This window comes from Roseateles sp. GW821-FHT09G09, assembly GCF_059415965.1.
The window spans coordinates 245,485-260,386 of record NZ_JBWKOG010000001.1 but is presented as its reverse complement, the minus strand read 5'-3'; the positions used below and the strand labels follow the sequence as shown (position 1 = coordinate 260,386).

Genomic DNA, 14,902 nt, shown 5'->3' with positions numbered 1-14,902 from the left:
TGAGGACCCGCACATGAAACGCGCCGGATTCATCGTGGGCATCGCGCTCACCGCGCTGCTGCTGATGACCGCGCTGCTGTCACTGGCGTGGACGCCGTGGCCGCCGGAGCAGATCGACATGGGCCGCCGGCTCGCGTCGCCGAGCACCGCGCACTGGCTCGGCTGCGACCAGCTGGGCCGCGACGTGTTCAGCCGGCTGATGGCCGGCGCGCGCAGCGCGTGGCTGGTGGGCCTCGTCGCGGTCGGCATCGGCCTGATCGCCGGCACCGCGCTCGGCCTGCTCGCGGCCGCGCGGCGCGGCCCGGTCGAGGCCGTCATCCTGCGCGGCGCCGACCTCGGCTACGCCTTCCCCGCGCTGCTGCTCGCGATCCTGCTGGCCGCGGCGCTCGGGCCCGGCATGACGGTGGCGATGGCCGCGATCGGGCTTCACGCCGTGCCCTCGTTCGCGCGGCTGGTCAACGGCAGCGCCAAGAGCTGGTGGACGCGCGATTTCGTGCTCGCCGCGCGCGTGGCCGGCCAGGGACCCTGGGCCATCACGTGGCGCCATGTGCTGCCGCAACTGCTGCCGCTGCTGATCGTCCAGGGGACGACCAGCTTCGCGCTCGCGATCCTCGCCGAGGCCGGCCTGTCCTACCTCGGCCTGGGCACCCAGCCCCCGCAGGCCAGCTGGGGTCGGCTGCTCGCCGAAGCGCAGACGCTGATGTTCGAGGCGCCGCAACTCGCCCTGGCCCCGGGCGTCGCCATCACGCTGGCGGTGCTCGGCCTGAATCTGCTTGGCGACGGCTTGCGCGATCGCTTCGATCCGAAGGAGCAGCCGCGATGACGGCAGGCGTCAATGCCATTGCCAACGCCAACGCCAACGCCAACGCTCACGCCGGCGCTCGCGCAGATGCGAACGCCGATGCGAACGCCGACATGAGCGTGCCGCTGCTCGAGATCCGCGACCTCCACGTGCGCCTGGCCGGTCGCCGCGGCGAGCGCCTCCACGCGCTGCGCGGCATCGACCTGTCGTTGGCGCGCGGCGAGAGCCTCGCGCTGATCGGCGAATCCGGCAGCGGCAAGACGTTGACGGCGCTCGCCGCGATGGGCCTGCTGCCCGAGGGCGCCGAGGTGGCGGGGCGGATCGCTCTCAATGGCCGTGATCTCCTTGCGTTGGACGAGGCCGGCTGGTGCGCCCTGCGGGGCCGTCGCATCGCGATGGTGTTCCAGGAGCCGCTGACGGCGCTGAATCCGCTCCAGCGCGTGCTGGCGCAGGTCGCGGAGCCGATGCTGATCCATCGCCTGCGGCCGGACCGCGCGTCCGCCCGCGAGCGCGCCATGACGCTGCTGGCGCGCGTGGGCCTCGACGAGCGCCAGGCGCGTGCCTATCCGCATGAACTGTCCGGCGGCCAGCGGCAGCGCGCGCTGATCGCGATGGCGCTCGCCGCCGAGCCCGACCTGCTGATCGCCGATGAGCCCACCACGGCGCTCGATGCGCGCCTGCGCGTGCACGTGCTGGACCTGCTGCGCGACTTGGTGGCCGAACGCGGCATGGGGCTGCTGCTGATCTCCCACGACCTCGCGCTGACGGCGCGCCGCGTCGACCGCCTCGCGATCCTCTACGGCGGGCGCGTGATGGAGCAGGGCGCCGGGTCCGAACTGCTCGACCACCCGCGCCATCCGTACACGCAGGCGTTGTGGGCCGCGCGTCCGCGGCTCGGGGCCGGACGCGACCAGGCGCTGCATCCGCTCAAGGGGAACGTGCCGGCGCTGACGCAGCTCGGCGAGGGCTGCCCGTTCACGCCGCGCTGTCCGTTGGCGACCGCGCGCTGCGCGGCCGGCTCGCCCCGCTTCGACGGTCGCCTGGCCTGCTGGGAGGTGGGGCCGTGATCCCGTCACTTCCCCCGTCGCTTCCATCGGCGCCCCTGCTGCAGGCGGAAGGGCTTGGCCAGCGCTATGGCGGCCGGTCGGTCCTGCGCGACATCGACTTCACGCTGATGCCCGGCGAATCGCTCGGCGTCATCGGCGAATCGGGCGCGGGGAAGAGCACGCTGGCGCGGCTCGTGATGGCGCTGGAGCGCCCGTCCCAGGGCCGCGTGCTGTGGGACGGCCGGGACGTGAACGCGATGCCGGCGCGCGAGCGGCGCGCGCTGCGGCCGCTGGCGCAGATGGTGTTCCAGGATCCGTACGGCTCGCTCGATCCGCGCTGGCGCGTCGGCCGCAGCGTGATGGAACCGCTGCTGGCCCTGCCGATGCACGAGGCCCGGCGCCGCGAGCGCGTGGCGGAGGTGCTCGCCGACGTCGGCCTCGAAGCCGACGCCGCGCTGCGTTTTCCGCACCAGTTCTCGGGTGGGCAGCGCCAGCGGCTGGCGATCGCGCGGGCCTTGTCGACGCGACCGCGCCTGATCGTCGCGGACGAACCGCTCTCGGCGCTCGACGTCTCGGTGCAGGCGCAGATCCTGGTGCTGCTGCGCGAGCTGCAGCGCCGCGACGGCATCAGCCTCGTCCTCGTCAGCCACGACCTGCCGGCGATCGAGGTCCTGTGCGACCGTGCGCTGGTGCTGCGCGGTGGCGAAGCCGTCGAGCACGGCCCCGCCGCACGCGTGCTGGGCGAACCGCAACACCCGTACACGCAGGACCTGCTGGCCGCTTTGGCATGATCCGCGGCCATGCACCCTCTGCTGGAGACCGCCCTGGACCGCCGCCGCTTTCATCTGCTCTCGCTGGGCGCCGCCGGCGCGACCCTCGCCGCGCCGCTGCCGGCGCTCGCGCAGGGCAACGCGGGGCGCCCGCTGGTGCTGGGCATGACGCTCGAACCGCCGGGCCTGGACCCGACCACGGGCGCCGCCGCCGCGATCGGCGAGATCATGCTCTACAACGTGCTGGAACCCTTGACCAAGGTCTCGGAAGACGGCAACGCCCAGCCACTGCTGGCGCTGCGCTGGAGCGCCTCGCCCGATCTGAGGACCTGGACCTTCGTGCTGCGCCCCGGCGTGCGCTTCCACGACGGCACGCTGCTGGACGCCGCCGCGGTGAAGGCCAGGTTCGAGGCCTCCGCCGCGCCGAGCGGGCAGAACAAGGACCGCCGCGTCTTCGCCAACATCGCGGCGATCGCGACACCGGATCCGCTGACCGTGGTCCTGACCCTGAAGCAGCCGGAGCCGGAACTGCCCGCGCTGCTCGGGCAGGCGACGGCGGTGATCACCAAGCCGCAGCCGGCCCGGCGGGACGCGCTGGCCCCGGTCGGTACCGGCCCCTACGTCGTCGCGCAATGGCAGCGCGGCGCCAGCCTGACGCTGGCCGCCTGGCCCACTTTCCGCGACACGGCGACGATCCGGATCCCGCGGGTGCAGTTCCGCTTCATCGGCGAGCCGGCCGCGCAGGTCGCCGCGCTGCTGGCGGGCGATGTCGACGTGTTCCCGCGCGTGGCGGCGGCGCGCGCGCTGTCGCAGTTCAAGTCCCAGCCCAAGCGCTTCCAGGTGATCACCGCGTCGTCGCGCGCGAAGACCATCCTGGCGATCAACCATCTGCGTTCGCCGCTGCAGGACGTCCGCGTGCGCCGCGCGATCGCGATGGCCATCGACCGCAAGGCCGTCATCCAGGCCAGCGCGGACGGCTATGGCGTGCCGATCGGCAGCTTCGTCACGCCGGACACGGCGGGCTATGTCGATTGCACGGCGATCAACGCCTACGACCCGGCCGTGGCCAAGGCGCTGCTGGCCCAGGCCCGGGTGAGCGGTCTGCGCCTGTCGCTCAAGCTGCCGCCCGTCCCGTACGCGCGACAGGGCGGCGAACTGATCGCCTCGCAGCTGGCGGCGGTGGGCATCACGGTCGCGATCGAGCAGATCGAATGGGCGCAATGGCTGTCCGGCGTCTACGCCAACCGGGCCTACGACCTCACACTCATTTCGCATGTCGAGCCCTACGACTTCGGCAACTTCACGCGGTCCGACTACTACTGGGGCTATCGCAGCGAGGCGTTCAATGCGCTGTATGAACGCATGCAGAACGCCGCCGATCCCGCGCAGCGGGCGAAGCTCTTCGGCGAGGCCCAGCGCAAGGTCGCCGAGGACGCCGTGGCCGCCTTCCTGTACCAGCCGCAATGGATCACCGTGGCGCGTGCCGGTTTGAAGGGCTTGTGGACCCGCACGCCGCTGTTCGCGAACGACCTGTCGGCGCTGTCATGGAACTGAAGTCACGCAAGCCCCTGGATGCAGGGACGGGCTCCCGCAGCGGCGTGGCGCGAACGCATCGCCCCGGCGACGCGGCCCACGGCTCGTCGGGCGGCACCCGCCGGCCGTCCACCGAAGGGCTTTTCCTCTACAGTGACGTCCCTCCGCCGGTGTAGCGTGCCCGGTTTGGGGAGGAGTCGGAGAGCCGAATGCCGTTTGATTTGCCTGAGACCCTGCAGCCGTTCCTGTTGCCGCTGCTGATCGTCGTTCCGTTGGCCATCGTGATCATCATCATCACGGTCCGTCGCGGCGACTACCGCGACTTCGGCGCGCCGCCGCCGACGCCGCGTCCGCCGCCGCCGGGACCGGCGGCCCGCACCGTGCCCCCGTCGGCCGCGCCCGTTGCACCTGTGGCACCCGTTGCACCCGCTGCGGCGGACGGGGTGCCGGAGCGCCTGCCGCTGCTGGTGGTCGACGACTCCGCCGTGGTCCGCGCCAAGCTGCTGAAGCTGTTCAGCGACGCCGGCCACGAGGTCGTCGCCGCGCGCGACGGCGTCGAGGCCATGGAGCTGCTCGGCCAGACCCGCTTCGGCGTGCTGATCACCGACCTCGAGATGCCCAACATGGACGGCTTCGAGCTGATCAAGGCGGTGCAGGGCGCGCTGGCCACCGAGGACCTGCCCATGATCGCCATCACCGGCCACGAGGAACTGCATGCGCGACTGCACCAGATCCAGGGCCTGTACGGCATGTTCCACAAGCCCTGGAACGACCGCGAGCTGATCAAGCGCGTCGAGACGCTGTCCCACCTGCGCAAACCGGTCCGGCCATGAGCGTCGGTCGCTGGCTCAGGCGCGGCGCGATCACGCTCGCCGTGCTCGCGGCCATCGGCGCCGCGGGCGCGGCCTGGCATGTCCACCAGAAGCTGCCGGTGCGCGACGGCGAACTGCAGCTGTCGGGCCTGAGCGCGCCGGTCACCGTCCGGTATGACGAGTGGGGCGTTCCCCACGTCGACGCCCGCAACGAGGACGACCTCTACCGCGCGCTCGGCTACCTGCATGCGCAGGACCGGCTGTTCCAGATGGAGATGCTGCGGCGGCTGTCGCGCGGCGAACTGGCCGAAGTGCTCGGCCCGAAGCTGGTCGAGACCGACCGGCTGTTCCGCACGCTCGGCATCCGGCAGCGCGCCGACGAGCTGGCCACGGCCTCGTCGGCCATCACGGCGCAGCCCGGCGCGGTCCGGGCGCTGTATGCCTACCTGGACGGCGTCAACCAGTACCAGGCCACGCGCCCGGCGCCGCTGGAGTTCGAGATCCTCGGCATCCCCAAGCGCCCGTTCACGGCGGCGGACACCTACAGCATCGCCGGCTACCTGGCCTACAGCTTCGCGGCGGCGTTCCGCACCGAACCGGCGCTGACGGCGGTGCGCGACCAGCTCGGGCCGGACTACCTGCGCATCTTCGATCTCGACTGGCGTCCGAAGGGCGCGCTGGAGCCGCAGGCGCTGAATGCGCCGAAAGCAACGGGCGCACCGGGCGGACCGGGCGAACCGGGCGCGCCGAACGGGGCCGATCGCCGCTTCGCCGACGTCGCGCCGATGCTGGCGCGCCTGGCGGCGGTCAGCGGACGCGCGGCGGAGCTTGCGGGCCTGCCGCAGTTCGAGGGCAGCAACGCCTGGGTCGTCTCGGGCAGCCGCACGGCCAGCGGCAAGCCGCTGCTGGCCGGCGATCCGCACATCGCGTACTCGACGCCCGCCGTGTGGTGGGAGGCGCATCTGCGCACGCCGCAGTTCGAGCTCTACGGCCATCACCTCGCGCTCAATCCGATGGCGCTGCTCGGGCACAACCGGCGTTTCGGCTGGAGCCTGACGATGTTCCAGAACGACGACGTCGACCTGATCGCCGAGAAGGTCAATCCGGCCAACCCGAACGAGGTCTGGATCAAGGACCGCTGGGTGGCGATGAGCTCGCGCCAGGAGGTGCTCAAGGTCAAGGGCCAGCCGGACCAGGTGCTGACGCTGCGCCGGTCGCCGCACGGGCCGATCGTCAACGATGCGATCCCGGGCGACCGCGGCGAGCGGCCCGTGGCCATGTGGTGGGCCTTCCTCGAGACCGAGAACCCGGTGCTCGACGGCTTCTACCAACTGGGCCGGGCGGACACGCTGGACCGCGCGCGCGAGGCCGCGAGCCTCATCCACGCGCCGGGGCTGAACGTGGTCTGGGCCAACGCGACCGGCGACATCGCCTGGTGGGCCGCAGCGAGGCTGCCGATGCGGCCCGAAGGCGTGAACCCGACCTTCGTGCTCGACGGCGCGACGGACGAGGCCGACAAGCCCGGCTTCCTGCCGTTCTCCGCGAATCCGCACGAGGAGAACCCGGCGCGCGGCTACATCGTGTCGGCCAACTTCCAGCCGCCGGGCGACACGCCGGTCCCGGGCTACTACAACCTGGCCGAGCGGGGCGCCCGCCTCGACGGGCTGCTGAACCAGGGCAAGCGCTGGGACGTCCAGAACAGCCAGGCGCTGCAGCTGGACGTGCAGACCGACTACGGCCCGCGCGTGCTGCGGCCCCTCATTCCCTTGCTGCGCGGCTCGGCCTCGGCGGAGGAGCAGCCGCTGGTCGAGGCGCTGGTGCGCTGGAACGGCGCCTACAAGGCCGACGCGGTGGCGCCGGTGCTGTTCCAGCAGCTGGCGGCGGAGCTGCTGCGCGCGGCGATGAAGGACGAGCTCGGCGACGCGCAGTTCGAGAACCTGCGCCGCACCCGGGCGCTGGACCAGGCGCTGCCCCGGCTGACGGCGGACAGCGACTCGCCCTGGTGGGACGATCGCTCGACCCCGCAGCGCGAGACGCAGGCCGACATCGTGCGCCGCGCCTGGAAGGCGGCAGTCGCGCACCTGTACGAGACGCTCGGGCCCGACAGCACGAAGTGGCGCTGGGACAGCGTGCACACACTGACGCACGAGCACCCGCTGGGCAAGCAGAAGCCGCTCGACAAGATCTTCAACGTCGGGCCGTTCCCGGTGCCGGGCGGGCACGAGGTGCCCAACAACCTGGCGCAGCGCAACGGCAGCGCGCCGTGGGGCGTGGTCTACGGGCCGTCGACGCGCCGGCTGATCGACTTCGCGCGGCCGCAGGAAGCGCTCGGCGTCAATCCGGTCGGCCAGAGCGGCGTTTGGCCGGACGCGCACTACCGCGATCAGGCCGAGCTGCTGGCCAAGGGCCAGTACCGGCGCGAATGGCTGGACGAGGCCGACGTGAAGGCCCATGCGCGCGGCATGCTGGTGCTGAAGCCATGACGGCCCTGCGGTTCGCCAGGGCGATCGCCGCGACGGTCGCGATCTCGGGCGCCGGGGCCGCGCTGCCGGCCTTGGCCGTCGAGCTGCCGAAGCCGGCCGAACTCGGTCGACAGCTGGGGCCGCGCGCCGGCAAGGCGGTGACGGTGGCGGTCCTCGAGCCCCATCTGATGCGCGACGGTCGCATGCCCGAGGTGCGCTACGTCGGCTTTGCAGCGGACGAGGTGCTGACGGCGGTGCTCGGCAAGGGCTGGCGCGCGCCGGGGCAGGAACTCGAGTTCCGCGCGCTGGACGGCTTCATCTCGCGCATCCCGGTCGAACGCTTCGCGCAGCATCGCGCGTGGCTGGTCCACGCCCGCGCCGATGGCCGGCCGTTCCAGGTCGACAACCACCTGCAGGGCGAGCAGCAGGTGCCGCTCGGCCCGTTCTACCTGGTCTGGGACAACGTGTCGTCGAAGGCCTTGCAGGCCGAGGGCGGCGCGCTGTGGCCCTACCAGGTCGCGTCGGTGAGCGTGGGGCCGTCCTCGACGCGCGCCTTGCTGCCGGGCGACCTGGCGGCCCGGTACGCCGACGCGGCGGACCTCGCCCGCACGCATTGCCTGAGCTGCCACCGCATCCGCGGCTACGGCGGCGACAAGATGCCGCTGGACCTCGACGTGGTCGTCAAGGGCTACGACGCGGCGGCCTGGAAGCGCTGGCTGCTGGAGCCCGCCGCGGTGCGGCCCGGCACGACGATGCCGGCGCTCGCCGAGGCGATGCCGGCGGCCGACCGCGCGGGGATCGCGCAGCGCCTCTACGACTACCTGCAGGCGCTGCCGGCGCGCTGAGGTCCGCGCCGAGGCGTCGACGCTCGGCTGGCGCGTCCGGCGACGTCAGAACCAGGGCTTCGGCAGTTGCTCGGTCTCGATCGCGCGCTGCAGCGCGGGGCGTTGCGCCATGCGTTCGAGGAAGGCGGCCAACGCCGGGCGGTTGCGCGCCGGGTCGTCGAAATTGCGCGTCCAGCGGCACAGCATGAACGCGAAGGCGTCGAGCACCGAGTAGCGCTCGCCGAGCATGAACGGACCGCCATGGCGCTCGAATTCGGCAGCGAGCAGATCCAGCTGCGCGCTGGCGCGGACCTGCGCCTGGGCCTTCACCTCGGCGCTGCCGGCGGTGTTGCCCGGCGCGACGAAGCGGTCCGGGTAGTAGTAGGCGATGACCGTGGGCTGCAGCGTGTTGGTCAGCCACATGAGCCACTTGTAGGCATGGGCGCGCTGGGGGCTGCCGAGCGGCGGCAGGAGGCCGGCGTCGGGATGCGTGTCGGCGAGGTGCAGCAGGATCGCGGCGGTCTCGAACAGCACCAGCTCCTCCGCGCCGTCGGGGGTGTCGGGGGTGGCGCGGGTGTCGCGCATCGCGGGCAGCAGGCCGTTCGGATTGATCGCCAGGAACGCGGGCGACTTGTGCTCGTCCTTGTTGCGGTCGACGAGTCGCAGCTGGAACGGGATGCCCAGTTCGTGGAGCACGACGTGGGGCGCGAAGCTGGCGTTGCTGGGGAAGTAGTAGAGCTCGATCATGGCGTCGGGGTGGCGCGAGGCGGCGAGTGGTGGCGAGTGGTGGCGCGTGGTGGGGTGGCGTGAATCTGCCGTGATTCTCTCGTGGCGGGCCGCTGTCGAAGCAATGGTTCTTTACCCCGGCGAAACGCCCTTCCGTAGACGTGGCCGGGCGCGGCGGCGTTGAATGAGCCATCTGGACTTCCTGGGCGCCGTCGGACGGCGTGAGCAGATCATGAGCAGCATGAACAAGCTTCGGTGGGTGATTCCCGTGGCGCTGGCCCTGAGCGCGGGGCTGGCGTCCGCGCAGCATCACGGCGGCGGCGGCGCGCGTGTCGACATCGGCCTGCGCCTGGACAGCCGCTATCACCACGACCATTACTACCCCGCGCCGGGTTATGTCTCGCGCGGCCTGCCGGGCGGCGCGGTGTTCGTGGGCAACCGTTACTGGTACCACGGCGGCGTCTGGTACCAGCCGTGGGGGCCGAGCTTCCGGGTGATCGCACCGCCGCTGGGCTTCGTGGTGCCCATCCTGCCGAGCGCCTACGTGACCTTGCGCATCGGCGGCTACCCGTACTACTACGCCAACGGCGCGTACTACACGGTGGCCTCGCCGGGGCCGGGCTACGTGGTCGTCGCGTCGCCTCCCGGCGCAGACGCCGCGACCCCGGCGCCGGTCGCGCCGCCGCGGCCCGATCCGATCATCTACCCGCGCAACGGCCAGTCGACCGCCCAGACCGAGGTCGACCGCCAGGAATGCAACCGCTGGGCGACGACGCAGCCCTCGGCGATGAACGACGCCGGCGTGTTCAACCGCGCGGTGGAGGCTTGCATGGACGGGCGGGGGTACAGCATGCGGTGACGGGGAGCGAGGTGATCCACCTCGCTTGCCACAGGCATGATCCGTCGCGTGGTCAGACCACACACCCCGCCTCGCTCCCGTCCCTTGGTGCCGCGCTGCTGCTGACCTGGACGCCGTACCGCTCCGCCGTCATGTGCGCCAGGATTGCCAGTGCGATCTCGGGCGGCGTGCGGGCGCCGATGTGCAGGCCCACCGGACCGTGCAGCCGATCCAGCTGCGCGTCGGTCAGGTCGAAGTGTTCCTTCAGTCGAGCGCGGCGCTTGGCCTGGTTCACTCGCGAGCCGATCGCGCCGACGTAGAACGCCGGGCCGCGCAGCGCCTCCATCAGCGCCAGGTCGTCGAGCTTGGGATCGTGCGTCAGCGCCACGATCGCCGTGTGGCCGTCCGGCTTCAGCCGTTGGACGACGTCGTCCGGCATCTCGCGCGTCAGCGGTGCGGCGATCAGCGTCCACGGGTAGTCGTCGCGCGGATCGCAGACCTGCACCTGGTAATCGAGCGCCAGCGCCATCTGCGCCAGGTACTGGCTCATCTGTCCCGCGCCGATGATCAGCAGCCGCCATTGCGGCCCGTGGTGCGTGACCAGCTGCGTGTGGCTCAGGACCAGCCGGTCCGCGCCGTCGCGCGAGTGCTCTCCCGGTTCCGCCAGCGAGACCGAGCCGGTCGCCAGATCGAGCGTGCGCAGCACGCGCTCCCCGCGCGACAGCCGCTCCAGCAGCGGCGCGATCGCCGAGTGAGGGCCGACCGGTTCCAGCATCAGCTCCAAGGTCCCGCCGCAGGGCAGCCCGAAGCGCTGCGCCGCCTCGGCGCCGACGCCGTAGCGGATCAGCTCCGGGGTCTTCAGCGACAGCGCGCCCTCGCGGATCTTCGCCACCAGGTCGTCCTCGATGCAGCCGCCGGACACCGAGCCGGTGATCAGGCCGTCCGCCCGGACCGCGACGATCGAGCCGACCGGCCGCGGCGCCGACCCCCACGTCCGCGTGATGGTGCCCAGCACGACGCGCTGATCGGCGTCCATCCATTGCTGCACTTGACGCAGCACCTGCAGGTCCATGTTGTCCATTCCGCGCACCATAGCGAATTTCGTTCCCGCCTGCGTGGGACCGGGCATGCAGGCACACAATCGACGACATGCCCACGCTCGCCCTCAACGACGACCTCGTCCTGCCCGTCCCCCAGGCCCTGGCCTGGAAGACGCTGCACGACCTGACCCTGCTCGCGGACAGCCTGCCTGAAACGGCGCACCTCCAGGCCGGCGATGCACCGGGCGCCGTCATGCTGGCACTGCCGGGATTCGAAGGACGGGTGTTGCCGCTCGACGTCGACGCGCCCAGTCGCCTGCGCCTGAGCTTCGAGGGGCGCGGGCCGCGCACCGGCGCCGTGACCGGCCAGGCGCAACTCCGGCTGGAATCGCTCGGCGAGGACCGCGCGTTGCTGCACGTGGCGCTCGTGATCCAGGCCGAGCGCGACACGCCGTCGAAGGTCGCCGGCCTGCAGGCGCTCCGGGCACGGCTCGCCGCTTTCGCCGACGCCGTCGAACGACGGCATCCCTCGGACCGCCCCAAGCCCGTGAAGGCAGCGCCGAAACCCTGGCCGCAGCGGCTGGTCGACTGGTACATCGGATGGTTCGCGGCGATCTTCAACGGGACCTTGTTTCCGACGCCGAAACCGCGCGAGCGCCCGCCGCGTTCGAAGCATTGAACGCGACGCCCGGGCGTCACGCGACCGCCACCGCCTTGTGCATCGATGTAACTCATTGATCTGCTTATAGAATCCTGCGCAATTCAACGGCCACCCTGCGGTGGCCGCTTCGTTTTCCGCCGAACGCCTCCTCCGGGAACCGCCGGCGACCGGATCCGCCGACCCCCATGGCTTCTCGCCTGTTCCCGCTGGACGCGCTGCGCGCAGCCGCCGCGCAATTGATCGTGCTGCATCACCTGTCGGTCTACGGACCGATCGCCGAGGCGATGCACGGCCTGTTCCCGCTGCTGTCGGGGTGGCTCTACGACTACGGCCGCATGGCCGTGCAGGTCTTCCTGGTCCTGGGGGGCTACCTCAGCGCGCGGGCCCTCTCGGCCCAGGAGCCGCAACTGCGGCGCTCGGCGCCGGCCCTGCTGGCGCAGCGCTACTGGCGCCTGGTGCCGCCGTTCATGGCGGCGGTCGGCCTGACGCTGCTGTCGTCGTGGCTGGTCCAGCCGCTGCTGCCGGAACTGGTGCCCACCGAGGTCCACCTGACGCAGATCCTCGCCCACGCGCTGCTGCTGCACGACCTGATGTCGGTCGAGGCGCTGACCGTCGGCGCCTGGTACGTCGCCATCGACTTCCAGCTCTTCGCCCTGCTGCTGCTGGTGATGTGGGGCCTGCGCTGCCTGCCGCTGACCCGCGCGTCGCGGGCGTGGATGGCGCCGGCCGTCGTCGGCGCCCTGTGCGCCGCGTCGCTGCTCAAGTTCAATCGCATGGCCGACCTGGACGCCTACGCGATCTATTTCTTCGGCGCCTACGGCCTGGGCGTGCTGCTGTGCTGGTGCCAGGGCTGGACGCCCGCCGCCCGTCGTGCGGGCCTGCTGGCCTTGGGCGGCCTGATGGTCGCCGCCCTCGCGCTGCAGTTCCGCGAGCGCCTGGTCGTCGCCGCGCTGACCGCCGCCGTCATCGTGCTGTGGCGCCGCGGCACCCTGCCGGCGTGGTTCCAGCGGCACGGTCAGGCGCCGGTGCAGTCCCTGGCGCGCCATGCGTACGCGCTCTTCCTGGTCCACTTCCCGGTCTGCCTGCTCGTGAACGCGATCTACGAGCACCGCGCCGAAAGTCCCGCGCCCATGCTGGACGCGCTCGCCCCGCTGGCCCTGGTCGTCGCCTGGGGACTGAGCAACCTGGCCGCCTTGCCCTTTCACCGCTGGATCGAGGCGCCGCTGCTGCGCTGGCGTCCGCGCGCCGCGGCGCTGCCGCAGGGCGGCGTGGCGGTGCGCTGAGCCGGCGCCCGACCAGGCCCCCGACTAGGCCCCCGACTAGGCCCAGTTCTCGCGCGCGTTCTCGCGCCGCTGCAGATCGGCGAGCGTCTTGCCCGGTTCGTCGCGGAAGCGTTCTTCCGTCATCTCCAGCTGCTGCACGCGGTCGACGCGGAAGCTGCGGAAGTCCTCTCTCAGTTCGCACCAGGCTGAGAAGGTCCACACCGGTCCCCAGAAGAAGCAGGCCAGCGGCCGCACGAGGCGGGTGCTGGTCTGGTCGCTGAGGTCGAGGTAATGCAGACGCAGCTTGGTGCGGGACTCGGTGGCCTGGCGCAGGTGGGTGAGGCGCTCCCGCGTGGCGGCATCGAGGCCGCGTTGCGGCGCATAGACGGTGAGGCTCTCCGCCGCCGCGCGGGCCGAGCCGGGCAGCACCGCGAAGATCTTGCCGAGCGCCTCCTCCGCGCGCTGGCCGAGCACCGCGTCGAGCTGCGGTTGCGCCAGCCGCACCGCGGCGACCAGCGATTGGGCTTCTTCGGCGCTGAACATCAGCGGCGGCAATTCGAAGCCCACCCGCATGCGGTAACCGACGCCCGCCTCGCCGTCGATCGGCACGCCCTGCTGCTGCAGCGCGGCGACGTCGCGGTAGACGGTGCGGATCGAGACCTCCAGCCGCTGGGAGAGGAACTCGGCCGTCGTGAGACGGCGTCCACGGATGAGTTGGACGATCTGGAACAGTCGGTCGGCGCGGCGCATCCGACGATTGTCAGCCATGGGCATGACCTGTCCAGGTCGTCATCCCCGCTACGATGTGTCGCATGCTTGACCCTCATGTTGCGCTCCCCCATGTCGTGATCGTCGGTTGCGGTTTCGGCGGCCTGGAGGCCACGAAAGTCCTTGACGGTGCCCCGGTCCGCGTCACGCTGATCGACCGCAGCAACCACCACCTGTTCCAGCCGCTGCTGTACCAGGTCGCCACGGCCGGGCTCTCCGCGCCGTCGATCGCGTCGCCGATCCGGCACATGCGGCGCCACCAGCGCAACCTCACCGTGCTGATGGCGGATGTCGAGGCCATCGACAAGGCCGCGCGGGAGGTCGTGCTGGCCGACGGCCAGCGCCTGGGGTACGACCATCTGATCGTGGCCGCCGGCGCGACGCACAGCTACTTCGGCAACGACCGGTGGCAGGCGCATGCGCCGGGGCTGAAGACGCTGGCCGACGCCTTCCAGCTGCGCGCGCGGCTGCTGAGCGCCTTCGAGCGCGCCGAGACCTTGCCCGATGCCGCGAGCCGCGCGCCGTGGCTGAATTTCGTCGTCATCGGCGGCGGGCCGACCGGCGTCGAGATGGCCGGCACGTTGGCCGAGATCGCGCGTCACACGCTGCGCGACGAGTTCCGCCGCATCGATCCCAGCCGCGCGCAGGTCCTGCTGGTCGAAGGCTCGGACCGGATCCTGGCGGCGTTCAAGCCGGCGCAATCGGCGCAGGCCCAGGCGCAGCTGGAACGCATCGGCGTGGTGGTCCGCACCGGCTGCCGCGTCGTCGGCATCAACGAGGAGGGCGTGGATCTCCAGACCGCCGACGGCGGCAGGGAACGCATCGCGTCGCGCACCAAGGTGTGGGCGGCCGGGGTGGCGGCGTCGCCGCTGGCCCGCACGCTGGACGTGCCGCTGGACCGCGCGGGGCGCGTGGTCGTCGACGAGCACATGAACATTCCCGGTCATCCGGAGGTCTACGTCGTCGGCGACATGGCCGCGGCGACCAGCCTCGAGAAGGATGGGAGCCGCAAGCCGGTGCCCGGCGTCAGCCCCGGCGCGAAGCAGGCCGGCCGGCACGCGGCGCGCCAGATCCTGGCCAGGCTGCGCGGCCGCTCGGAGCCGCCGTTCCGCTACCGGGACTACGGCAACCTGGCGACGATCGGCCGCAAGGCGGCGGTCGCCGACCTCGGGTCGATCCAGTTCAGCGGCTTCGCCGCCTGGCTGTTCTGGCTGTTCGTGCACGTGTACTTCCTGATCGGCTTCCGCAACCGTGTCCGCGTGTTCGCGGACTGGGCCTGGGCGTACTTCACCTTCCAGCGCCACGCGCGGATCGTCGTGGAGCCACGCCCGGGCGTCGGCGACGACGCCTGACGCACG

Annotated in this window: 14 protein-coding genes; 11 read left to right on the top strand and 3 right to left on the bottom strand. The window is 71.8% G+C overall.

The genetic code is table 11. The features are described 5' to 3' along the window. Window positions 1-13: 13 nt before the first annotated feature. The 7 genes from AC07O8_RS01145 (at window position 14) to AC07O8_RS01115 (ending at window position 8,270) form a co-directional block, all read left to right on the top strand. Complete coding sequence (locus AC07O8_RS01145; RefSeq protein ID WP_495046297.1) at window positions 14-823, top strand: ABC transporter permease; 810 nt, start codon at window positions 14-16, stop codon at window positions 821-823. Next, a complete protein-coding gene (locus AC07O8_RS01140) occupies window positions 820-1,869 on the top strand; it encodes an ABC transporter ATP-binding protein (RefSeq protein ID WP_495046296.1) in 1,050 nt (349 codons plus the stop codon). Before AC07O8_RS01145 ends, AC07O8_RS01140 begins: the two co-directional genes overlap by 4 nt. Next, entirely contained in the window at window positions 1,866-2,639 is a 774-nt protein-coding gene (locus AC07O8_RS01135) for an ABC transporter ATP-binding protein (protein ID WP_495046295.1), read from the top strand. The genes AC07O8_RS01140 and AC07O8_RS01135 overlap by 4 nt, the downstream gene beginning before the upstream one ends. Window positions 2,640-2,648: 9 nt before the next feature. Next, window positions 2,649-4,172, top strand: coding sequence for an ABC transporter substrate-binding protein (locus AC07O8_RS01130; RefSeq protein ID WP_495046294.1), 1,524 nt, complete (start codon window positions 2,649-2,651; stop codon window positions 4,170-4,172). A gap of 188 nt (window positions 4,173-4,360) precedes the next feature. Then, window positions 4,361-4,984, top strand: coding sequence for a response regulator (locus tag AC07O8_RS01125; protein ID WP_495046293.1), 624 nt, complete (start codon window positions 4,361-4,363; stop codon window positions 4,982-4,984). After that, window positions 4,981-7,446: a penicillin acylase family protein gene (locus AC07O8_RS01120; RefSeq protein WP_495046292.1), complete on the top strand. Its 2,466-nt coding sequence runs from the start codon at window positions 4,981-4,983 to the stop codon at window positions 7,444-7,446. Before AC07O8_RS01125 ends, AC07O8_RS01120 begins: the two co-directional genes overlap by 4 nt. Continuing rightward, window positions 7,443-8,270 carry a hypothetical protein gene (locus AC07O8_RS01115; RefSeq protein ID WP_495046291.1) on the top strand — a complete coding sequence of 276 codons (828 nt, stop codon included), beginning with the start codon at window positions 7,443-7,445 and terminating at the stop codon, window positions 8,268-8,270. Before AC07O8_RS01120 ends, AC07O8_RS01115 begins: the two co-directional genes overlap by 4 nt. Before the next feature lie 45 nt (window positions 8,271-8,315). On the opposite strand, the gene AC07O8_RS01110 is transcribed toward AC07O8_RS01115, so the two are convergent. Continuing rightward, on the bottom strand, window positions 8,316-8,996 hold the full coding sequence (locus AC07O8_RS01110; protein ID WP_495046290.1) for a glutathione S-transferase family protein: 681 nt from the start codon (window positions 8,994-8,996) through the stop codon (window positions 8,316-8,318). A 163-nt stretch (window positions 8,997-9,159) separates the two neighbouring features. On the opposite strand from AC07O8_RS01110, the gene AC07O8_RS01105 reads away from it, so the two are divergent. Further along, window positions 9,160-9,834: a DUF6515 family protein gene (locus AC07O8_RS01105; RefSeq protein ID WP_495046289.1), complete on the top strand. Its 675-nt coding sequence runs from the start codon at window positions 9,160-9,162 to the stop codon at window positions 9,832-9,834. Between the two features lie 52 nt (window positions 9,835-9,886). Here the strand turns inward: AC07O8_RS01105 and AC07O8_RS01100 are convergent, their stop codons facing one another. Beyond that, entirely contained in the window at window positions 9,887-10,894 is a 1,008-nt protein-coding gene (locus AC07O8_RS01100) for an XdhC family protein (protein ID WP_495046288.1), read from the bottom strand. Window positions 10,895-10,962: 68 nt separating this feature from the next. Here AC07O8_RS01100 and AC07O8_RS01095 point away from each other — a divergent pair, with 68 nt between their 5' ends. Further along, window positions 10,963-11,532, top strand: a complete 570-nt coding sequence (locus tag AC07O8_RS01095) for a hypothetical protein (protein WP_495046287.1) — start codon at window positions 10,963-10,965, stop codon at window positions 11,530-11,532. 167 nt (window positions 11,533-11,699) lie between these two features. Further along, the gene (locus AC07O8_RS01090) at window positions 11,700-12,797 is read left to right on the top strand and encodes an acyltransferase family protein (protein ID WP_495046286.1); all 1,098 of its coding nucleotides are present in this window, start codon (window positions 11,700-11,702) and stop codon (window positions 12,795-12,797) included. 36 nt (window positions 12,798-12,833) lie between these two features. Here the strand turns inward: AC07O8_RS01090 and AC07O8_RS01085 are convergent, their stop codons facing one another. Further along, window positions 12,834-13,526, bottom strand: coding sequence for a helix-turn-helix transcriptional regulator (locus AC07O8_RS01085; RefSeq protein ID WP_495046953.1), 693 nt, complete (start codon window positions 13,524-13,526; stop codon window positions 12,834-12,836). Between the two features lie 62 nt (window positions 13,527-13,588). On the opposite strand from AC07O8_RS01085, the gene AC07O8_RS01080 reads away from it, so the two are divergent. Beyond that, window positions 13,589-14,896, top strand: a complete 1,308-nt coding sequence (locus AC07O8_RS01080) for an NAD(P)/FAD-dependent oxidoreductase (protein WP_495046285.1) — start codon at window positions 13,589-13,591, stop codon at window positions 14,894-14,896. The last annotated feature ends 6 nt before the right edge of the window (window positions 14,897-14,902 follow it).